At 66.5% G+C, this 20,929-nt stretch carries 20 protein-coding genes and 1 tRNA gene; 10 read left to right on the forward strand and 11 right to left on the reverse strand.

The annotated features are described in order from the left end of the window. The first annotated feature begins 2 nt into the window (after window positions 1–2). The 6 genes from GII31_RS21535 to GII31_RS21560 are packed head-to-tail and all read left to right on the forward strand — an operon-like array spanning window position 3 to window position 6,039. Window positions 3–821, forward strand: coding sequence for an enoyl-CoA hydratase-related protein (locus GII31_RS21535; RefSeq protein ID WP_213245349.1), 819 nt, complete (start codon window positions 3–5; stop codon window positions 819–821). Continuing rightward, on the forward strand, window positions 818–1,978 hold the full coding sequence (locus GII31_RS21540) for an acyl-CoA dehydrogenase family protein (RefSeq protein WP_213245356.1): 1,161 nt from the start codon (window positions 818–820) through the stop codon (window positions 1,976–1,978). Before GII31_RS21535 ends, GII31_RS21540 begins: the two co-directional genes overlap by 4 nt. Beyond that, on the forward strand, window positions 1,975–3,114 hold the full coding sequence (locus GII31_RS21545) for an acyl-CoA dehydrogenase family protein (RefSeq protein WP_213245358.1): 1,140 nt from the start codon (window positions 1,975–1,977) through the stop codon (window positions 3,112–3,114). The genes GII31_RS21540 and GII31_RS21545 overlap by 4 nt, the downstream gene beginning before the upstream one ends. Continuing rightward, window positions 3,111–4,373, forward strand: a complete 1,263-nt coding sequence (locus GII31_RS21550) for a CaiB/BaiF CoA transferase family protein (protein ID WP_213245360.1) — start codon at window positions 3,111–3,113, stop codon at window positions 4,371–4,373. The genes GII31_RS21545 and GII31_RS21550 overlap by 4 nt, the downstream gene beginning before the upstream one ends. After that, window positions 4,370–5,044: a GntR family transcriptional regulator gene (locus GII31_RS21555; protein WP_213245362.1), complete on the forward strand. Its 675-nt coding sequence runs from the start codon at window positions 4,370–4,372 to the stop codon at window positions 5,042–5,044. Before GII31_RS21550 ends, GII31_RS21555 begins: the two co-directional genes overlap by 4 nt. After that, window positions 5,041–6,039 (forward strand): alpha/beta hydrolase, encoded by a 999-nt coding sequence (locus GII31_RS21560; protein WP_213245364.1) that lies wholly within the window; start codon window positions 5,041–5,043, stop codon window positions 6,037–6,039. Before GII31_RS21555 ends, GII31_RS21560 begins: the two co-directional genes overlap by 4 nt. On the opposite strand, the gene GII31_RS21565 is transcribed toward GII31_RS21560, so the two are convergent. From GII31_RS21565 to GII31_RS21605, 9 genes are all read right to left on the reverse strand, one after another. Continuing rightward, window positions 6,012–6,533 carry a nuclear transport factor 2 family protein gene (locus GII31_RS21565; protein ID WP_213245366.1) on the reverse strand — a complete coding sequence of 174 codons (522 nt, stop codon included), beginning with the start codon at window positions 6,531–6,533 and terminating at the stop codon, window positions 6,012–6,014. The genes GII31_RS21560 and GII31_RS21565 overlap by 28 nt on opposite strands. An 80-nt stretch (window positions 6,534–6,613) precedes the next feature. Further along, window positions 6,614–7,891 (reverse strand): NAD(P)/FAD-dependent oxidoreductase, encoded by a 1,278-nt coding sequence (locus tag GII31_RS21570; protein ID WP_213245368.1) that lies wholly within the window; start codon window positions 7,889–7,891, stop codon window positions 6,614–6,616. Between the two features lie 4 nt (window positions 7,892–7,895). Next, window positions 7,896–8,216: a 2Fe-2S iron-sulfur cluster-binding protein gene (locus GII31_RS21575; protein WP_213245370.1), complete on the reverse strand. Its 321-nt coding sequence runs from the start codon at window positions 8,214–8,216 to the stop codon at window positions 7,896–7,898. A 10-nt stretch (window positions 8,217–8,226) separates the two neighbouring features. Next, window positions 8,227–9,474 (reverse strand): cytochrome P450, encoded by a 1,248-nt coding sequence (locus GII31_RS21580; RefSeq protein ID WP_246221997.1) that lies wholly within the window; start codon window positions 9,472–9,474, stop codon window positions 8,227–8,229. A gap of 31 nt (window positions 9,475–9,505) precedes the next feature. Further along, window positions 9,506–10,414 (reverse strand): SDR family NAD(P)-dependent oxidoreductase, encoded by a 909-nt coding sequence (locus tag GII31_RS21585; protein WP_213245372.1) that lies wholly within the window; start codon window positions 10,412–10,414, stop codon window positions 9,506–9,508. Between the two features lie 47 nt (window positions 10,415–10,461). Beyond that, window positions 10,462–11,433, reverse strand: a complete 972-nt coding sequence (locus GII31_RS21590; protein WP_213245374.1) for an SMP-30/gluconolactonase/LRE family protein — start codon at window positions 11,431–11,433, stop codon at window positions 10,462–10,464. Window positions 11,434–11,534: 101 nt separating this feature from the next. Continuing rightward, a complete protein-coding gene (locus GII31_RS21595) occupies window positions 11,535–12,350 on the reverse strand; it encodes an ABC transporter ATP-binding protein (protein WP_260840182.1) in 816 nt (271 codons plus the stop codon). 2 nt (window positions 12,351–12,352) lie between these two features. Further along, window positions 12,353–15,124: a branched-chain amino acid ABC transporter permease/ATP-binding protein gene (locus tag GII31_RS21600; protein WP_213245379.1), complete on the reverse strand. Its 2,772-nt coding sequence runs from the start codon at window positions 15,122–15,124 to the stop codon at window positions 12,353–12,355. Between the two features lie 24 nt (window positions 15,125–15,148). Further along, a complete protein-coding gene (locus GII31_RS21605; RefSeq protein WP_213245381.1) occupies window positions 15,149–16,387 on the reverse strand; it encodes an ABC transporter substrate-binding protein in 1,239 nt (412 codons plus the stop codon). Window positions 16,388–16,750: 363 nt separating this feature from the next. Between GII31_RS21605 and GII31_RS21610 the strand changes: the two genes are divergently transcribed. Beyond that, window positions 16,751–17,524 carry an IclR family transcriptional regulator gene (locus GII31_RS21610; RefSeq protein WP_213245383.1) on the forward strand — a complete coding sequence of 258 codons (774 nt, stop codon included), beginning with the start codon at window positions 16,751–16,753 and terminating at the stop codon, window positions 17,522–17,524. A 29-nt stretch (window positions 17,525–17,553) separates the two neighbouring features. Here GII31_RS21610 and GII31_RS21615 read toward each other — a convergent pair whose 3' ends face one another. Beyond that, window positions 17,554–18,162 carry a PadR family transcriptional regulator gene (locus GII31_RS21615; protein ID WP_213250859.1) on the reverse strand — a complete coding sequence of 203 codons (609 nt, stop codon included), beginning with the start codon at window positions 18,160–18,162 and terminating at the stop codon, window positions 17,554–17,556. Between the two features lie 165 nt (window positions 18,163–18,327). Between GII31_RS21615 and GII31_RS21620 the strand changes: the two genes are divergently transcribed. Both GII31_RS21620 and GII31_RS21625 read left to right on the forward strand, forming a co-directional pair. Further along, the gene (locus tag GII31_RS21620; RefSeq protein WP_213245385.1) at window positions 18,328–18,675 is read left to right on the forward strand and encodes a hypothetical protein; all 348 of its coding nucleotides are present in this window, start codon (window positions 18,328–18,330) and stop codon (window positions 18,673–18,675) included. Further along, window positions 18,668–19,351 carry a Dabb family protein gene (locus tag GII31_RS21625; protein WP_213245387.1) on the forward strand — a complete coding sequence of 228 codons (684 nt, stop codon included), beginning with the start codon at window positions 18,668–18,670 and terminating at the stop codon, window positions 19,349–19,351. The genes GII31_RS21620 and GII31_RS21625 overlap by 8 nt, the downstream gene beginning before the upstream one ends. A 398-nt stretch (window positions 19,352–19,749) precedes the next feature. Here GII31_RS21625 and GII31_RS21630 read toward each other — a convergent pair. Continuing rightward, window positions 19,750–19,835, reverse strand: a tRNA-Ser gene (locus tag GII31_RS21630). A gap of 71 nt (window positions 19,836–19,906) precedes the next feature. On the opposite strand from GII31_RS21630, the gene GII31_RS21635 reads away from it, so the two are divergent. Continuing rightward, window positions 19,907–20,869 carry an NAD(P)H-quinone oxidoreductase gene (locus tag GII31_RS21635; protein ID WP_213245389.1) on the forward strand — a complete coding sequence of 321 codons (963 nt, stop codon included), beginning with the start codon at window positions 19,907–19,909 and terminating at the stop codon, window positions 20,867–20,869. The last annotated feature ends 60 nt before the right edge of the window (window positions 20,870–20,929 follow it).

Genomic DNA, 20,929 nt, shown 5'->3' on the forward strand with positions numbered 1-20,929 from the left:
ACATGAACGCACCGACATCTCCGCCGGCATCGTCATCGGGCACCAGTGAGGCCGGCACCATCGGGACCACCTTCATCGACGGCATCGCCCGCCTGACGCTGAACAATCCACGCCGCAAGAACGCGATCAACCTCGACATGGCGGCCGCCGTCGTCGAGTTCTGCGACCGCGTCACCGACGACCTCAGCATCGGCGCCGTGATCGTGGATGCGGCCGGGCCCTACTTCTGCAGCGGCGCCGACACACGTGACCTGGCGGCCTCCTCTGCCGACCCGGCGTCTCCGGAGGCCGTCCGGCGCACGTCGGCGGTCTACGGGTCGTTCGTGCGAGTCGGCGAGCTGCCGGTACCGACCGTGTCGGTGGTCGTCGGCGGAGCGGTCGGGGCCGGACTCAACCTCGCGCTCGCCACCGATATGCTGATCACGACTCCGGAGTCGTTGCTGGAGAGCGGCTTTCTCGCACGGCGTATCCATCCGGGCGGTGGCCACCTCGCGCTGCTCGGGCGCAAGGTGGGCTGGTCGACCACGATCGCGATGGCCACCTGCGGTGCGTCGATGACCGGATCGGAGGCGGTCGAGCGCGGACTGGCCCATGCCGCGGTTGCGGCGGAGGAGATCGCCTCCTACGCCGAGCAGCTCGTGGCTCCGGCGGCCGAGGATCCCGAACTCACCCGCCGGATCCTGCGGAGCGCCCGCCTCGAACTCGGCCCGCCCGCGGTCAGCCTGCCGTCGGCCCTGGAGATCGAGCGTGGTGTCCAGATGTGGTCGATGTCCCGTAAGGGCAAGCAGGCGTGGTCCTCTCGCGGACCGCAGCGCTCATGACTGCCTCCGCACCGTCGGCCGCGGCCGCGGTGAACGACCGCACTCTGACCGAGCTGCGCGGCGAGGTGCGGGCCTTCCTGCGCGATGAGCTCGCGCAGGGCCGGTTCACCCCCTCCTGCGACAGTTGGATGTCGGGTTGCGATCCCGAGTTCAGCAAGCGGGTCGCCCTGCACGGGTGGCTGGGCATGACCATGCCACTCGAATACGGCGGGCACGCGCGCAGTCCACTCGAACGGTTCGTGGTGAGTGAGGAGATGCTGGCTGCGGGAGCTCCTGTCGCGGCGCATTGGATCGCCGACCGCCAGATGGCTCCCGGCATCCTCGCGCACGGGACACAGGCGCAGAAGTCGCGCTATCTACCTGCCATCGCAGCAGGCGAAGCGTTCTTCGCCATCGGTATGAGCGAACCCGACTCCGGCTCCGATCTTGCCGGAATACGCACTTGTGCAAAAGATCTGGGAGACTCCTGGCGTCTATCGGGAACCAAGGTCTGGACCACTCAGGCACACAACTCGCACGCCATGGTGGTCCTCGCACGCACAGACGGGCGGCCCGAGGATCGCCAGCAGGGACTGTCGCAGTTCATCGTCGACCTCCCGCATCCCGATGTCGAGATCCGTCCGATCCGCAGCATCGACGGCGAGGCGCATTTCAACGAGGTGATCTTCCACGACGCTGTCCTCCCCGCAGACGCCCTGCTCGGCGTCCGGGGCGCCGGATGGGCCCAGGTGATGGGTGAACTCGCCTACGAGCGGTCCGGCCCCGAGCGTTACCTGTCCACGATGCCGCTCTTGCGCGCGTGGGCCGACCGGTTGCGTCGCGGCGAGACCACCGACGCCCAGCGGGTCACGCTGGGCAACCTCACCGCGCACGCCTGGGCGTTACGCCACATGTCGTGGTCCGTTGCCCAAGAGCTCGCCGCAGGGCGCAAACCCGACGTCCTGGCCGCAATGGTCAAGGACGCCGGCTCGTCCTTCGAAGGCGAACTCGTGGAGGCGATCCGATCGTCGAGCGGCGTGACGGCCCGGCGCGACGAACAGGACCCTTTCGCCACGCTGCTCGCCGGCGCGGTTCTACACACGCCCGCATTCACCTTGCGCGGCGGCACCAACGAGATCCTGCGCGGGATCGTGGCACGCGGATTGGGAATTCGATGACCGACATACGCGCCGAGCTGCGCCGGACCACCACCGACATCATCAATCGCCTCGGCACCCGCCTGGAGACACCCGCGGGCACCGACACCGCCCTCTGGGAAGCACTGGTGGACGCCGGTTTCACCGAGATCGGTGTCGACGAGCAGGACGGTGACGCCGGCGGCACACTCGCCGATGTGCTCGCTGTCGTGGCCGCCGTCGCGGGTGCGGGTGCGACGATTCCGCTGATCGAGCACACGGCCCTTGCCAAGTGGCTGGCCGCCCGGGCGGGGATCGCGCTCGACGTCACCGACGCGGGCGGGCCGACATCAACCGTGACGGTGGCGATCGGCGACGATCTCCGCATCGAGGCGACGGACGGCATCACTACCGTGCACGGCACCGCACACGAGGTCGTCTCGGGCGGTGCGCGATTCGTGCTCGTGGCGGTGCCCGATACCGCGGACGCGACCACCCTCGCCCTGGTCGATCTCGGTGCCGATGGCGTGACGGTGAGCGGCGGAACCGACCTGGTGGGGACTGCCCTGGCCGACGTCGACTTCGCCGACGCCGCCGCGATCCAGACCGGACGTGCACCGGTGAGCATCGACGAGGTCCGCACTCGCGGGGCACTCGCGTACGCGGTGGCCCTGGCCGCGGCCGCCCAACGGGTTCGCGACATCACCGTCGCCTACGCGGGTCAGCGCGTCCAGTTCGGGCGTCCGCTCACCAAGTTTCAGGCGATCCAGCAACGTTTGGCTCAGCTCGCCGGGACGACGGCCCTGATGACGGCGGCGGCCGATGCCGCGACCCGGGAGTTCGACGCCTCGGGTGACGAACGGGTGGTCGCGGCCGCGAAGACCGTCACCTCGGCATCGGCCCGGGACATCGCCTCGGCGGGTCATCAGATCCACGGGGCGATCGGATTCACCGCAGAGCACAGCCTGGGCCGATCGACGACCTCGCTCTGGTCCTGGCGCGACCGCTTCGGAAACGAACAGGACTGGGCGCGGGTACTCGCCCGGCACATTCTCGACGATGGCGTCGACGTGTGGGACATCATCGTCGGCGACTCCGGATCATCCGGGGACGTCGGCGCGACATCGCCGTCCCGATCCGGGTCGGACGCACGGCACCAGGAAGGAACCCACGCATGACGACCGCACCGAGCGACACCCAGCCGCAGGACTCTGCGATCGATGCGCGTGCCGCCTGGCGGTCCGCATCCGATCCCGAAAACCGCGGTGCCCTCGCGGGCCTGCGGGTGCTGGATCTGAGCCGGGTGCTGGCCGGGCCGCTCGCGGCCCAGATGCTGGCCGATCAGGGTGCCGAGGTACTCAAGGTGGAGGCGCCCTCGGGTGACGAGACACGCGGCTGGGGACCACCTTTCGTCAGCGAGGACAGCAGCGCCTACTACACCGGCATGAATCACAGCAAAGACAACCTGTGCCTGGATCTGCGGACCGAGGCCGGGCGGGATGTCCTGGGACATCTCCTCGATGCCGCCGACGTGGTGATCGAGAACTTCAAGGCTGGCACACTGTCGAGATGGGGTTTCGACTACGAATCGGTTCTCGCCGAACGCAATCCCACCCTCGTGTATACCCGAATCACCGGGTTCGGGGTCGACGGTCCAATGGCCGGTGCGCCGGGATACGACGCGGTGCTGCAGAGCTTCGGTGGCCTGATGAGCATCAACGGATACCCCGACGGGAACCCGCTCCGCGTGGGGGTGCCCATCGTCGACATCGTCGCGGCCAACATGGCGTTCTCTGGAACGCTGCTCGCGCTTCTCGAACGCGAGCGCAGCGGTCTCGGACAACTCGTGGACATCACCCTGCTCGATGCGGTGGTGTCGATTCTGCATCCGCACTCGGCGAACTGGACCGCCAGCGGCGCGGTTCCGCAGCGCACCGGCGACGTCCATCCCACGGTGGTCCCCTACCAGGTGTTCGACGCGGCCGACGGGCAGATCTTCATCAGCGCGGCGAACGATCGCCAATTCGCCTCTCTCACTCAGATTCTCGGTATGCCCGAGTTGGCTTCCGATCCGCGATTCACCACCAACGGCCAGCGGCATGCCCACCGCGCGGAACTGATCGGCATCCTCTCGGAGGTCGTGTCGGCGCGCCCGCGCGTCGAACTCGCCGACCTGCTCGATGCGGCCGGCGTAGCGTCGAGTCCGGTTAACACGATCGACCAGGCGCTGCGCGAACCTCAGGTCCGTCACCGCGGGCTCTTCCTGGATACCGAGGACTACCGGGGCGTAGGTGTGCCACTGTCGTTGAGCCGCTCCAGATCTCGTCCCCCTAGGCCGGCAGCCGCGCGTGGTGAACACACTGTCGCGGTCCTCGAGGCCATGGGATACGCGCCCGCACACATCGACGCGTTGCTCAACGAGGGCGTCCTCGGATGAGCATCGGGGTGGACCGCGCAGGTGTCGGACGTGCCGCCGGGCGTGTGGCGAACGAACTGGAACGACGCATCGTGACCGGAGAACTGTTGCCCGGACAGCCGATTCGCCAGGAGTTGATGGCCGAACAGCTCGGCGTCAGCCGACTCCCGATCCGCGAGGCATTGCGGCAGCTCACCGCCGAAGGCCTGGTGGCCCACACACCGAACGTCGGCTATGTGGTGGCCCGTCTGGACCAGGACGAGATCGAACAGATCTATCTCATGCGCGCCGCGCTCGAACCCGAGGTTCTGCGGTCCCTGCCTCGACTCGCCGGCACCGCGATGCGCGAGGTGTCAGATGCAGCGGCGCGAGTGCGGTCGGCGGCCGAGCGGGGTGATCTCCTCGAGATGCGTCTGGAGAACCGGACGTTCCACTTCGCCATGTTCGACAGGTCACCGCTGCAGCTGGTCGTGTCCGAGCTGCGCAGGCTGTGGACGCTCGCGATGCCGTATCACGCGGTCTACCTCTACGACCCCGAGGCGAGGGCACGAGTGCTCGCCGAACACGACGCGATGGTCGACGCCCTGACCGACGGCGACAACGACAGAGTCGTCGCGTTGATGGCACAGCATCGGCAGGGTGGCGAAAGCGGGGCCACGGTGGTCCTGCAAACCTCGAGGAGAACGCCATGACCGATATCACGCACGTCGAAAGCGATGTCCCACTCGATGTCTGGGATCCCGACGTCGCACCCATGGTCGAGAGAATGCGGCAGTCGGGGGCGACTTCGTTCCGGACGGTCGGCGTCCAGGGCGTCCGGAACAATCTCGAATCCATCGTCCGGCCCACCGGACCCGCGATGGCGTCCGTGCATGACGCCGATTGCGAGGGACCCGGCGGGCCGATCCCACTGCGCATCTATCGCCCGCCCACCGCGCCCGGGTCCGGCGCTCCCGCACTCGTCTGGTTCCACGGTGGCGGCATGATCATGGGCTCTCTCGACTCGTTCGACCGCCTCGCCCGCGACGTCGCGGCAGCCACCGGGGCGGTCGTGGTCAACGTCGATTACCGGCTGGCACCCGAGCATCGGTATCCGGCCGGGCACGACGATGCGTACGCCGCGCTGTGCTGGGTGAATCGGCACGCCGACCAGATCGGGGTCGACCGCGCGCGGATCGGTGTCGGCGGGGACAGCGCCGGCGGCGGCCTGGCCGCGGCGACGGCCCTGCGGTCACGCGACGAACACGGCCCGAACATCTGCCAGCAGATCATGTTCTACCCTGGGCTGGAGCGCCCGGTCGACCGGCCGTCGATGAGGCGATTCGGCAACAGCGCATTCCTCACCGTCGACGACATCACCTGGATGAAGAACCTCTACCTCGGCGACGATCCGGCCCTCGACGACGAGTACGGGAGCCCGGCACTGGCGACCGACCTCGCCGGGCTCCCACCGGCGATCGTCGTGACCGGATTCGCCGATCCGCTGCGCGACGGCGTCGAGGAGTACGGCCGCCGTCTGCAGGACGCCGGTGTACCGACCGCAATTCTGCGCTATCCCGGTGTGGGACATGGCTTTGCCATGCAGACATCAACGGTCGCACGGGCACGTACGGCGATGGCCGAGGTCGGCGCGCTGGCTGCGGCGCGGTTCAGTGCCGGTCAGGCGGATTCGACCGTCTCGGGATAGACCTGCTCGAACCAGCCCCGCTGCGTGGCGTCGAAGGTACCGAGTTTCATCGCGTGCCGACCCCACGCCTTGATGACGTCGAGGAAGGTCGTGACATCGTAGACGTCTTCCTGCCCGCGGAAGCGCCCGTCTCCGGCATAGGTGAGGATACTGACGTGCGGTGCGCTGTAGGTGGTGCCGTCGCCGGGATCACTCATCACGTTGTCGCACTTGACCACGATCTTCCCGGCCACCTCGTCGATGACATGCCAGTGTTCGTGGAACGCAACGGTATGCGAACCCGGGAACTGGGCGAGACTCGGTTCCGCCCACGCCCAGATCCCCTCGCGTCCCTTCAGGGTGCCGGCCATCTGCTCGTGATACACCACGTCGTCGGTGTACAGCTCGAGGTAGTCGCGCCAGCTGCGCTCACCCGCCCCGGCCTGGTTGACGGTCGTCAGCCAGTTCTGAAACGCCGACTCCAATTCGTCTCTGCTCCAACTATTCTCGTTCATGGCTCGACCATATCGATCGGGGGACCGAGCCGGTGAGAGCATCGCCCGCTGAGCGGGATGTTTAATTCGGTACTGCCGGGTCAGACGCCCGAGGCGCCCTTGAGGAGGCGACGCATCGGGATGTCGTTGTCGGAGAAGAGCTCCGGGCTCAGAGACACGCCCTTGGCGAGTGCATTGCGAAGGGCGACGAAATCGGCGGGCGAGTTGAGGCACTCGGCAGCGACCAGGGTGTCGTCGGCGAAGTACAGTGCCACCCGCCGGTTGGGCTTGTCCTGGTCGGTCCGAACCAGCACCGAGGTGTGCCCACCGATCCTGCCGACGATCTGTAGTTTCTGATCGCCCTGATCCGACCAGAACCACGGGGCCGGCCGGGACTGTATCGGCAGCCCCAGCAGAACACAGGCCGCGATGTTGGCCTGCTCGATCGCATTGTCCACCGACTCCAGCCGCAGCCGGGTGCCGTCCGGCCTGACGTGGACCGTGCAGTCTCCGATGGCCAAGGTGGTCCCGTCCGACGCGACGCAGCGATCGTCGACGACGATTCCGCCGTCACAGGCGAGCCCGAGTTGCTCGGCGAGTTCGGTCCGCGGTTCGGCACCGACACCAACGACAACCGTGGATGCCGCGATCTCGCGACCGTCGGCCAGCCGTACGGACCGGATCCCGTTGTGGTCGTGCGTGATCTCCTCCGGGCGGGTGCCTAACACGATGTCGATGGCGCCGGCGCGATGAGCGGTCATCAGTTCGTCGGCGGTCGTCACACCCACCGCGCGCCCCATGAGCTGCGAGCCCGCTTCCACGACCGTCACGTCCGCGCCGAGCAGACGTGCGGTAGCCGCCACCTCGAGTCCGATGAAGCCGCCGCCGATGACGACGATCGGTCCCTTCGACACTCGTTCGGCGATGCGCTGCGCGTGATCCATGTCGCGCAGCACCAACACGTCGGGGTGGTCGGCGCCGGGCAGAGACAGTTGTCTGGCCCGAGCCCCAGTCGCGAGCACCAGTCGGTCGAACCTCCGTTCACGGGTGCCCGCGTCGTCGGTGACCGCCAGCGCAACGCCATCCTCGGTGTGCCGGACCTCGGTCACCCTGGTACCGGTGCAGAGCTCGATCGCCTTCTCGTCGTACTGATCCGGCCGCCGCAACAACAACGACTCCGCCGTCGCGGCCCCTTTCAGCCAGGCCTTGGACAGCGGCGGCCGCTGGTACGGCAGGTGCCGCTCCTGTGAGTACAACGTGATCGTCCCCGAGAAGCCCTCGGCGCGTAGTCGATCGGCAAGGTGCACCGCTGCGTGCGACGCGCCGACGACCGCGATGCTCTCGGCGACCGGGGCATCCTGGTCGGCGTGTGAACTCATCGCCTCACGCCTGTTCGTCGGGGATGGTCACATGCAGATCGGTTCCCTCGCTGAGAACCAGCTGACACGACAACCGCGAGTTGTCCTCACGATCGGACGCGGTGCACTCGAGCATGTCGTCCTCGTCCTCGGAGGGATCATCGAACAGTTTCATCTCTGTGGGGTCGAGGTACACGTGGCAGGTCGCGCAGGACAGCGCGCCGCCGCACTGGCCGACGATGCCGTTCACGCCGTTCTGCACCGCCGTGGACATGACCGAATCCCCGACCGTACCGTCGATGACTCTCTCGACTCCGTCCGGCTGGGTGTAGAACACCTTGGGCACTTGGGTTCTCCTACCAGGTGACAGGCAGATCCGTGATCGCCTGCGTCAGATTGTCCTTGTCCACGATTGCTTCGCCCGCCAGTGTGAGCTCGGGGATGCGCTTGTACAGTTCGGCCAGACCGACCTGCATCTCCATCCGCGCGAGCGGCGCGCCCAGACAGTGGTGCATTCCGTAGCTCAACGTGAGGTGCGGATTGTTCTCGCGACGGATGTCGAAGACATCGTCGTGCTCGAGCGCGACGCCGTCATGCCCGCAGCACATCGGATCGAACAGCGCGGCCTCACCTTTCGCGATGAACTGGCCTTCGATCGTCACATCCTCGGTGGCCACGAACGGCACCATTCCACCCCCACCGGTGACCTTGTCGCCGATGGCCATGCGACCGTGCCGCAGGATCTCCTCGACCGCGGTCGGCGCGACCCCGTCGGGATCGGAGAGGAACACCTCGAGCTGGTCGGGATTGCGCAACAGGGAGAGCACGCCGGCACCGATGAAGTTCGCGGTGTTGTCGAATCCGCCGATGATGAGGACCAGTGCGATGGGCAGGATCTCACCGTCGGTGAGTGAGTCGTCCTTGTCGCGCGCGTTGGCGAGATCGCTGAGCAGGTCCTCGCGCGGCTCACGCCGACGCTCCTCGATGAGCGCCATCATGTACACAACCAGCTCGGTCATGTTCGCCACGACCTCTTCCTCGGGCATGTTGGCCACCGCGAGGGTCGAGGAACTCCACTTCTGGAACTTCGGCCGATCCTCCGGCGGCACGCCGAGCAGATTCGCGAGCATCTGGATGGGAAGCGCGACCGTGTACTCCTCGACCAGGTTGACCGGACCGCCCTTGGCCACCATCTCGTCGATGAGGTGGTTCGCGAACTCGATCGCCGAATCCCGCATCGCCTTCACACGTTTGGGCGAGATCGAGCGCTGCACGAGTTTGCGGAGCTTGGTGTGGTGCGGCGGATCCTCGAACTGGATGGTGGTCTTCAGGAAGTCGGGGAACTCCACGAAATAGGGCACCACGCGCTCACCGGTCCGGAAGGGCTCGCGCACGAAACGGCTGTCAGCGAGCATCTGGCGGGCGGCGCTGTTGCGGTGGATGACCCATACGTCGCCGCCGAAAGGCATGGTGACCTTGGTCATCGGGCGGTCGACGGCGATCGCCCGATAACGTTGGCCCGCCTCGGTCGGCGTGACGGCACCGAAGGGATATTCGGCGGGCGCGTCCGTCGTGGTCGGATGGGGCATTTCGGTTGTACTCACTGGTGACTCCGGGTGGGCTGGGTGTGACGGGTCAGGAAGAAACCGGCATTTGCGCCGGCGCGACGACCTGCGGAATGGCCTCGGGGGTGATCGCCATGATCTGGTCAAAGCTCTCCGCGATCGACTCGATGGTCAATCCGGGATCGTGGATCCCCACCGTGTTGACGAGGGCGAGACGGTTCACGATGCCACCGGCGACGTTGAAGACCTCACCGGTGACCGTGCATTCGGGGTGGACGAGGTAGGCGGCCACCGGAGCGACATGTTCGGGAAGCAACGAGGTCCGCATGTACTCCATGATCTCGGGGGAAAGCGTCTCGGCGGCCGCTTCGGCCATCCGGGTGCCCGCGCCCGGCGCGATCGCGTTGACCTTGATGCCGGCTTCGAGCCCTTCGAGGGCAAGGTTTCGGGTCAGACCGAACAGTGCGCCCTTCGAGCCGCCGTAGTGGGCCATTCCCGGGTTACCCAGCATGGCAGCCGAAATCGTGTTGACGATGCGGGGGGCATCCGCGTTCAGCAGATGCGGCCACGCCGCGCGGCACACGCGCAGCGCTCCGAAGTAGTGCACGTCGAGGTGGCGCTGGTACTCCTCGTCGGGAACCTCGGCGAACGGCGCGGTGCGCACAATGCCCGCGTTGTTGATAACGGCGCTGAGGCCGCCGAATGCGGAGAGAGCGGCGTCGACGAGAGCGTGGGCACCTTCTTCGGTTGCGACGTTGGCGTTGCACGCCACCGCCTTTCCGCCCGCGGCCGTGATCTCGGCGACGACCGCGCCGGCGGGATCGTCGCCGACGACACCCGCGCCGTCGATGCTCGATCCGAGGTCACCGACGACGACGGACGCGCCACGCGAGGCCAGCAGCCGAGCATGGGCGCGGCCGATGCCGCGTCCCGCACCCGTGACGATCACGACGCGATCAGTGAAATCCAGTGTTGCCATGTTCTTCTCCTGTTTCCGGAGGGATGAGCCGGGGGACTGAGATGGCGTCAGGGACGCGTCGCGCCGCCGCTATGGGCGACGTCGGCGACCCACAGTGCGCCGAGCGCCTCGCGCGCCGACTTCTCGAAGTCGAAGACCTCGACACCCACGGTCATGTAGAGGGTCTTGCGGTCGGTGCCGCCGAGCACGCATGCCGACGCCAGGCCGCTCTCGAGCGGGACCGCGATCTTGTCGGTGACGCCGTTCTCGGTGAATCGAGCGACATAGCCGCAGCCGGGCATCGAGGCCCACACTCCACCTTCGTCGTCGAGACCGATGCCGTCGGGAAGGAACGGGCACTGCGCGAACTCGCGCGGGTTCGACAGGGTGCCGTCGTCGGAGCGGTCCAAGGTGATGATCCGGTTGGCGAAGGCCTCCGCCGTGATCACCTTGCTGCCATCGGCGGTGATCGCGATCCCGTTCGCGCCCATCAGAGGACCCGCCTTGTCGGCGGTGGAGGCCGAACCGTCGGGTGCCACCACGATGATCGGCGAAGCGGCCGGCGCTGCGCCGTTGAACATGTCGAATCCGAGTTGGGTGACATAGGCGCGGCCCTGCGCGTCGACGACCATGTCGTTGATCGGGCCGGGTGCGAACTCGGAGACATCCGCGTAGACGCTGAGGTCGTCGACTCCGTTGCCATCGTGGACCAGCACGACCTTCTCGTGCATGGAGTTGACGATCAGCCGGCCGTCGGGCAGCCAACCGAATCCACCGAGGACGATCGGGGCATCCGAGCCCTCGGCGCGGGCGGTCGCGTCGACGACGACCGCGACGTTGCCGTCGGCGTCGACGGTCTTCAGGGTCGAGGTGTACATGTCGGAGAACCAGAACAGGTCGTCGTGCCAGCGTGGGCATTCCGGCCACGAGAAGCCCTTGGCCAGCTCACGCGCGGGGTGGGGGTCGGCGTCGGCGACTGCGGCCTCGATGGCCTTGGCGATGTCAGCGGGATCGGGATAGTCGAGTGCATTCTCGGACATGTACTGGGTCCTCCGGTGATGATGTTGAACAACAACGTAATTGAGCGGTCGAGCGACTCGTGAACTGGGTCACATCGCCTTGTCACCGTGACCCTAGGCGCTCATTCGAGGCGCAAATCGGCATCTCCCACCCAGTGGGCACTCTGTTCGGAGCGATCGGCGTCATGCCTGCGTGCAGCGTCCTCGCCGGTGGTTTCGGTCGTCTGTCCACCGCCCAGATATGCGCGCTCGATACGTTGTGGATCGGCCCGGAAGGCCGATGCGTCGTCCTGGTCCACGACGCGGCCGTGGACCAGGACGCTTGCGCGGTCGGCAGCTGCCAGCGCGAGGTGGACATGCTGCTCCACCAATACCACCGCCATGCCCTCGTCCCGCGCCAGCGCGACGAGAACCTCGAGGATCTCGTCGACGATGACGGGCGCCAGACCCATGCTCAGCTCGTCGATGAGCAGCACTTTGGGGTGCTGCAGAATGGCACGGCCGATGGCGAGCATCTGTTGCTCACCACCGGAGAGGCGCCCGGCGTCGACCTTCAATCGCCGCCGCAGCGAGGGGAAGCGATCGAGGACGGTGTCGAGCGCGGCGCGTCGGCCGGCACGTTCGCGGACAGCGAGTTTCAGGTTCTGCTCGGTCGAGAGCAGGCGGAACAGCGCCCGATCGTCGGGTACCAGCACCATCCCGGACCGCACCGCCTGACGCGGATTCCCACTGGCCACAGCATGGCCGTCGACCCTCACCTCACCCGCTGCGCGGGGAAGCAGTCCGGACAAGGCCATCAGCAGTGTGGTCTTGCCCGCACCGTTCGGTCCGAGCAGACAAGTGATCTGCCCCGGGTCCAATGTCAGATCGATGCCTCGCAGACACGGGATACCCTTGCTGTAGCCGGCGTCGAGTTTGACGCATTCCAAGACCGACATCGCTATGCCTCCTGCGGAGTGAGTGTGGGTGCGTGCAGCTCGGGGATCGCCTCTGCCGGATCCGCCACCGCATCCGCGGGCACGCCGAGATAGGCGCGCAGGACCTCCGGATGTGAGCGGACCTCTTCGGGTGTGCCACTGGCGATGACCGTGCCGAGGTCGAGGACGACCACGCGGTCACACACGGTCAGCACAAGTTCCATGTCGTGGTCGACGAGCAGGATCGCCGTGCCCGCGTCCCGGACCGCCCGCAACTTCACACCGAGCCATCGGCTCTCGGTGCTGTCGAGGCCCGCGGCGGGCTCGTCGAGAAGTGCCACCAACGGCTCGGAGACAAGCAGCCGCGCCACGGAAACCAGCTGTCGTTGGCCTTGAGACAGCGAGGCCACCTCGGCCTCGGCCATCTCGGCCAGACCCAGCATCGACAGAGTGCGCGCGATCCGGTCGCCCGCGGAGATCTGGGATCGCGATCGTGCCGCACCGACCGCCACGTTCTCCGCGACGGTCAGGTCGTCGTAGAGTTCCACGTCCTGGAAGCTGCGCCGCAGACCCAGGCGGCTGCGCGCGTGAGGGGTCTTCCCCGAGATGTCGCGGCCGTCGAGGGTCACCGTGCCGGTCGATCTCGCGAAACCGGTGAGCGCGTCGATGACCGTCGTCTTACCTGCACCGTTGGGCCCGATGAGGCCGACGATCTCGCCCGGCCGCACCTCGAACCCGACGTCGCAGGCCGCTTTGACAGCACCGTAGGAGACGCTCACGCCGTCGGCCTGCAACAGCGGCTTGTCACCGGTTGCAGGGGTCACCGGCGGCGGCTCGGCGACATCGGTGGAGAGCTTGCCGCGTGTCCGGCGGATCGCGGGCCACGGGATGCGCGGCAGACGTCCGGCCACACCGTCCGGATTGAACATGACGGTGATGATCAGGAGCAGGCCACTGAGCACGGCGTAGTAGTCGCCGACGTGCACGACGCGGTCCATGAACAGGTAGAGAAGGCCACCGGGTGCCATGATCCCGGCGAGGATGCCACCGGTGATGGAGGTGATGCCGGCGAGGTAGATGACCGCGAACAGCGAGATACCCAGGAACACCCCGAACGGTTCGGGTGTGGCGAGCATCTGCTGATATCCGAGCAGGGCACCGCCGAGCCCGGCGATGAAGGCGCCGATAGCGAAGGCCAGCAACTTGGTGCGGGACACATCGATACCGCTCGCTGCGGCGGAGCGCTCGTTGGCGCGCACGGCGAGCATGTCGGTTCCCGGTCGGCTGCGCCGCAGCCAGGCCAGCCCGAGACCCGCCGCGACCAGCACCGTCAGGCACATGATCCCGAAGGCGACGCGCGGATAGTTCTCTCCCGCACCGATCCCGAGATCGATGCCGAAGATGCGGGGAGACTCGATGGGCGATCCGTCCACGCCTCCGTTGAGGTCGGGATTGCGGAACCAGAACGCCTCCACGAACACCGCGAGGGCGAGGGTGACGACGGTGAGGGGCAGTCCGCGCACACGTAGCGCGGGCAAGCCGACGACCACACCCACCACGGTCGCGAACATCGCGGCGAGTATCGGCGCCAACGGGAACGGCACGCCGAGGTGCTCGTTCACCACGCTCAGGGCATATGCGGACACACCCGCGAGGGTGAGCTGTGCCAGCGAGACCTGGCCGGCATAACCGGTGATCACCACCTGCGACAGCGCGATCACACCGAAGATGATGGACGTGATCACCGCTGCCCGCCAGCTGCCCGCCGTCGCGACGAGTGCGACGACGGCGAGGCCGGTGGCGAGTACCGCGGGAACCGCGATGCGCTCGGGTCGCGGTGCGCGGCCCAGCGTCTGGCGGATCACGCTACCCCGGTCCGGAAGCGGACGGCCACGGACGACCAGGTAGACGAGGATCAGGAGCAGCGGAATAGACTCGGCCATACCAGATTTGGGGAACCAGTCGACGGACCCCTGCAGATTGGTCACCTCGGCCTGCAGTGAGCCGATCAGGATACCGGCCACCACCGTGAGCCAGATCGAGGAGAAGTTGCCCACCAGCGTCGCGGCGAGGGCGGGCACGATGAACAGCGAGTATGCGATGGGATTCAGGGTGACCAGCGGCGCTATCATGATGCCACCGAAGCCGGCGACCGCCGACGACAGGCCCCAGTTGCACACCGCGATCCGATCCGGCGACAGGCCGGTGAGGAACGCACCCTTCTCCGACTCGGCCGCAGCCTCGGTGGCCACCCCGAACCGCGTGAACCGGAAGGTGAGTGTGGTGACAACCGCCAGTACGAGGATCACCACGGTCAGCCAGATGCGGTCGGTGGGAGCGACCGCGTCTCCCATCGAGATCGTCTTGAGCGGGAAGATCGGCTCGACCGAGACGACCTGCGTCCCAACCCGTTGCGCGATCAGCGCCTGCAGCAGCACCATCAGGCCGATAGATGCCACGGCCTTGGCCACCACGGACGCCGACCGCATCGGCCGGAAGATGAGCAGATAACACACCACGCCCAGGAGCGCGGAAACGGCCAGAGAAACCGCCATGGCCGGTAGGACGTCGAGCGACCCGCCGAGTTCGATCGTTCCCGGCAGACCCGGGATAGGCACCAGGAGTTCACCTTTGCGTAGCAGCGCGAAGGTATAGGCCGCGTACAGCGCAACCGCTCCGGTTGCGAAGTTGACGACTCCCGAACTCTTGAATGTCATCACGAGTGCGAGCCCCAGCGCGGCATACACCGCACCGTTACCGAGGCCCAGCACGAGATAGGAAAGGTGATCTGTCATGGCGACCCTCCAGCCGTCTGTAACTCAGCCCGCGATCTTCAGATCGACCGGAACCGCCTGGTCATTGAGCGTGCCGATGAGCATCTGATCCGAGCAGATCGCCGGCATCTGCGGGACTGCCGTTCCGTTGCAGGAGAACGTGATGCCTCCGCCGGCAGGCATCTCCACATTCGTGGTGGTCTTCAATGAGTTCTTGATCGCAGCAGGCGTGACGTCGCCGGTGATCCCACTGGTTGCACCGACCAGTGCCATCACGACCTGATAACCCGACGATGCCGCGCCGGTGACATTGGTGTCGGGCGCATAAGTGGTCAGCACCGATCGGTAGAGAACCGAACTCGGCTGATCCGACAGGTAGTCGGTCGCGGTGATACCGGTGCTGCCCTCGATCGTGTCGAGTCCGATGACGTCGGTGACGGACGGATCAAGACATGCCGGGATGAACACCTTCTTGACCGACGGGTCGATGGTCAGGGCCGACTTGTACACCGACGCGCAGGTTGCCGCATCGGCCATCACGCTCATGCCGTCCGGCTTGCTCGACAGGCCCGAGTTGACCAGCGGCGACGCGTCCGGCACGCCGAGCGGGATCGGGACCACGTTCAGCTTCACACCCATGCCGGAAAATACCGGTTCGCCCGTGGCGCGAACGATCGCCGAGATTCCCCCGCCATCGCTGGCAAAGATGGTGAAGGACTTCATGTTCTGGTCCTTGGCAGCAGTCGCCATAGCCGTCATCGTCCCGGGCAGGCCCGCCGACAGCGAGGACGAGCCCGGTGAGGTGAGCTCAGCCTGCGAAACCCCGTTGAGGGTGACGAACGGGATGCCCGCACCCGACACGATCGGCAAGATCACCGCGCCCATGGATGTTCCCGGCGACAGCACCGCGCTGACCTTCTGCTCGACGAATTGGTTGGCGCACTTGGTCGCCGACGTCGGCTCCTCCTGCTGCTTACACACCACGAGGTTGATCGGATGGCCCGCGAGGCCGCCCCCGTTCTTGTTCACGTACTGCACAGCGGCCTCTGCGCCCTCCCGCATCTCCGGCATCGAGACCGCGGCACCGCCTTCGGTGGACACGAAGCCGATCGTCACCGGCGTGCCTGTGGCGGGCTTGTCCGGCAGGGCCGTCGTCGAACCGATTGACTTGTTGCTGCTGTCCGAGTCGTTGCTACACGCGGTCGCACCTAGTCCAGCGAGCAGCACAAGACTGCCAGCCACTGCGAGGGCACGGCGATGACCGCCCCTTCCACCAACCTTCATGATTTCGTACTCCTTGTCGGTGAGCGACGACCGATGTCTCGCTCTGATCGGCCGGAACGGGCTTGGGTTGCGTTGACGAGCGTCGGTTCCGAAGCCGGCGCGCCATTATGAACTCGACGATGTCGCGGTCAGCTCCGACGATTCCCGGTCACCGGGAGACTCGCTCCTCGGGTTCGAACCCGGTCGCCCGGCGGTGGCGACGCCTCGACGACCTGCGGACGCCCCTGTCCCCGGGCACCCCGTGCACGTGGCCCACTTCACAAATGCGCCGAAATGTGCAATATTCCTCATGAAGGCTATTTCTAATCGAAATAGCCAGTTCAAGCCCACCCTGCCCGCACAGCTTCGCAGCAAGGAGTCATCATGACCGTCACCCAGGACCTCGATGTCACCGCCGCGTCGCCCAGCGCAACCCTGGACCGCCTGTCGCTGGTGCTCGACGCGTTCGATGGCCGCGACAGTCTCAGCCTGGCCGAGGTGGTCCTACGCACCGGCCTCCCCCGCTCGTCGGCTCACCGCATGCTCGACCGGCTGGTCGCGCTTCGTTGGCTGCGGCGAGAGGGCCGCTCATACAGTCTCGGTATCCGGCTGGTCGAACTCGGTTCGCTCGCAGTCCACCAGGACAAGGTGCACTCCGCCGCCATGGAACACCTGCATCAGCTCTATCGGACCACCGGCATGGTGGTTCACCTCGCGGTCCTCGACGGCGACGACGTGGTGTATCTGGAAAAGATCGGCGGCCGATTCGCTGCCCACGTACCGACTCGAGTCGGCGGTCGCAGACCGGCTCACACGTCGGCGCTCGGGGCCGCACTTCTCGCGTTCAACGGGACCACGGGAGCACGTTACGACCACATCCGCGACCACGGCTACGCGATCGAGCGCAACGGAGCGCTGCGCGGATTCGGGTGCATAGCTGCGCCGATCGGCCCGATCGGCGAGGCCACCACCGCGGTCTCGATCTGTGGACCGCTACGCCACATGGCATTCGACAGCCGGATGACCTCACCGGTCTTGCTGACGGCACAGGCCGCCTGGCGCAGCATGTCCGAGGGAGTTCGGGTCACTCCGACACTCGCTCGGCGAAACATGCTCCGCCGCATGCCCACCGCGCCCAGCGTGCTGGCCGAGGGATGAGGCCGGCGCCGTCGTACACCCCTCTGCACTCACGCCTCCACGTTCGCTTCTGCAGAAACCGAACGCCAATTACCCGGATGCCGGGGCTGCGGCAGGTCCTGGGCGTCTCGAACCGCCAGCTCACGGTATCTCGTTGCCGCTTCGTCGATATCGACCAGCAGTTGCTCGGCTAGCTCGATCTCTGCCCGGAAGTACCGCTCCGACCAGCGCAGACTCATCTGCGAGAACGCCCACCCCGGTTCGGTATCCGAGTGCGCGGCACGCAGGCCGGCCTGCTCGGCACGGTCGCGAAGGTTGTCGATGTGCTCGCGCACGACGCGTTTGAGCTGCTCTGGTTCCTGCAGGTGCCCCATCCACATCCGAAGCATCACACCGTGTTTGAGCACCGGCATGTCGACGTCGGCGTCACGCGACCAATTGCGCAGTGCGCGTACACCTTCAGATGTGATGCCATACAGCCTACGGCCGCGAACGCCCTCGTCGGAGACAACACGGGACGTCACCAGATCGAGTTCCTCGAGCTTCTTGAGCTCACCATAGACCTGGCTGATCGACGGGCTCCAATAGAAGAACCCGATGCTCCAGTCCGCCCACTTCTTGAGGTCGTTGCCGGTCAACTCCTCGCCGAAGGCGAGCATGCCGAGAACCGCCCAGCTCGTGGCTGGCAGGTTCGGGTATGAATCTGCATCGGATTCCACGAGGCATCACACTACTCCGCTCACCTGGAGCAATGGCCAGCACTGTCTCCCGGCCACTGGGAAACAACGACAAGGCCTCAGAGTACGGCCGATACGTTGACTGACATGACCACGGACACAATCTATGTCGTCGACAGAGTGCTGGTGAGGTCTGGCCACGCACGTGAGTTCATCGACGCCTATCTCGACCAGTACGTCCCCCGGGCAACCGCTCGCGGCCTCGTGTTGGATCGCCTCCTGATGACCCCGCCGGTCTGGGACGACGACGAAGAGCACGTCGTCACCGCGACCTGGACCGTCGAGGGCCCCAAGGAGTGGTGGGCGGCGGCGGTGGCCGCACGGCACGACCCCACCGCATCGGACTGGTGGAGGTCAATGGAGCCCATGGTCATCGAACGCACTCGGACTACGGAAGCCGAACCAGCTGCGGTAGAAAGGATGTCGCGTGTATAAGGTCACCCGCGTGCTCGATCTGCACGATCCCGACGACGAGCTGACCACGGCGATGGCGGTCAAGCGGCTCCGTTCGGCCGCCGACGCATCGCCGGCGATTGCCACGCTCGTGGCACCCACACTCCCCGGCGTCCGTAACGGAGGAGATCTCCTGGTGCACCTGCAGTTCCGCGAGCACGACGATTGGCTTCGCAGTCGGTCGGCCATCGACGAAGCGACATCGGACAGTTCGGTCAGATCGCTGCGTTCAGTCGAATACATCGGCGCCACCGGCGACAGAGCCGGCAGACGGTCGTGGTCACCGCAGGTGTATCGCACACTGCTGCTGAATGTTGAGGATTCGGCCAGTCCCGAACAGCTCCACCATTTCGAGCGCGCGACCCTCGCAATGCCGCAGCACATCCAGGCAATCGGCGCCTGGCAGCTGAGCCGGGTCGTCCACGTCGAGGGCGGATCACGCTACACGCACGTGTGGGAGCAGGAGTTCTCCGACCTGGCGGACCTCCACTGCGCCTACATGTTCCATCCCATCCACTGGGGCCTGGTGGACCGATGGTTCGATCCCGAGTGCCCCGATCAGATCATCGCTGACCGGGTGTGCCACAGTTTCTGCGCATCGACCGCCCCGCTCATCGATGCGGTTGAGGCAACCAACCCACACGCCAGGGCACGGTAACTACACTCCACTCGGGTGACCCGGCTGATCCGTCCCGGTGTTTCCGGAGGTTCGTCTCACAGGGAGAATGAAACCTATGGCAGCGGGATCGATGCGGTACTCAGCCGGCACATATCCTGGGTTCACGTCAGACCCGGATAGTGTTGCGTGGCAGGTAGTGTTGCGTGGCAGGGGCTTAAATGTTTCTCGATGCACTGTTGAGCGGGCTATGCGGGGATGAGGATGGCGTCGGACGTGTACTCGGACCTGTTCGACGATGACCTCGACGCCGTCGGCGTCGCTCTGGATCACGCGCGGTCGGCCGCACGTGTGCCCAAAACGTGCCCACAAACCGAACACATGAGCGCCTGACAGGTACAGAAAGGGCCCCTACCAGCACGATAGGGGCCTTCATTCTGCGGAAGCGGAGGGATTTGAACCCCCGGTGCTGTTTAGGCACGCTCGCTTTCAAGGCGAGTGCATTCGGCCGCTCTGCCACGCTTCCTTCGATCACGAGGCTACTCGACACCGGTGTCGGCCCACAAAATGAATACCGGTTCTGTCACAGTGGAGGGCGTGCGCGCCGTAACCGATACCGAATCCCTGTCCCTGTCCGACGTTCCCGATCCGGCTGCCGACCCGGGCCAGGTGGTGATCGACGTGGCCGCCGCCGGAGTCAACCGGGCGGACCTGCTGCAACGACGCGGGGCGTATCCGCCGCCGAAGGGGGCGTCGGAGATTCTGGGACTGGAGGTGTCCGGGCGGATCAGCGCGGTCGGCGCCGATTCCGGCGGTTGGCGGGTCGGTGACGAGGTGTGTGCGTTGCTGGCCGGCGGCGGGTACGCCGAGAAGGTGGCGGTGCCCGCCGCGCAGGTGCTTCCCGTTCCGGCGGGCGTCGACCTGGTGTCGGCCGCGGCGTTGCCCGAGGTGGCGTGCACCGTGGTGTCGAATCTGATCCTGACCGCGAACCTGCGGGCCGGTGAGCTGCTGCTGATCCACGGCGGGTCCAGCGGCATCGGCACCCACGCCATCCAGCTGGCCGCCGCCCTCGGTGCTCGCATCGCGGTCACCGCCCGCAATAGGGCCAAACTCGACCGGTGCGCCGAACTCGGCGCCGACATCCTCATCGACTACACCGTCGACGACTTCGCACAGGTCATGAAGGACAACGGCGGTGCCGACGTCATCCTCGACATCATGGGGGCCAAATATCTGCCCGGCAATATCGCGGCGCTGCGCACCGGTGGGCGACTGGTCACCATCGGCCTGCAGGGCGGGGTGAAAGGCGAGCTGAACATGGGTGTGCTGCTGGCCAAACGGCTGTCGGTGTTCGGTACCACGCTGCGGTCGCGGCCCGTCGACGGTCCCGGCGGAAAAGGTGAGGTGGTGGCCCGGACCCGGGAGGTCACGTGGCCGCTCATCGAGGCCGGGCGAGTGGTGCCGATCATCGACTCGGTGTTCGGTGTCGACGACGCCGCAGCCGCGCATGCACGGCTCGACAGCGGCGAAGCGATCGGGAAGGTGCTACTGTGCGCGTAGTCACCGTACTGAAGCCACGCTGTCGAGAACCGTTGTCATCAACGCCATGCTCGGCCGATG

Source organism: Gordonia pseudamarae, from assembly GCF_025273675.1.
In the GTDB taxonomy this organism is placed as follows: Bacteria; Actinomycetota; Actinomycetes; order Mycobacteriales; family Mycobacteriaceae; genus Gordonia; species Gordonia pseudamarae.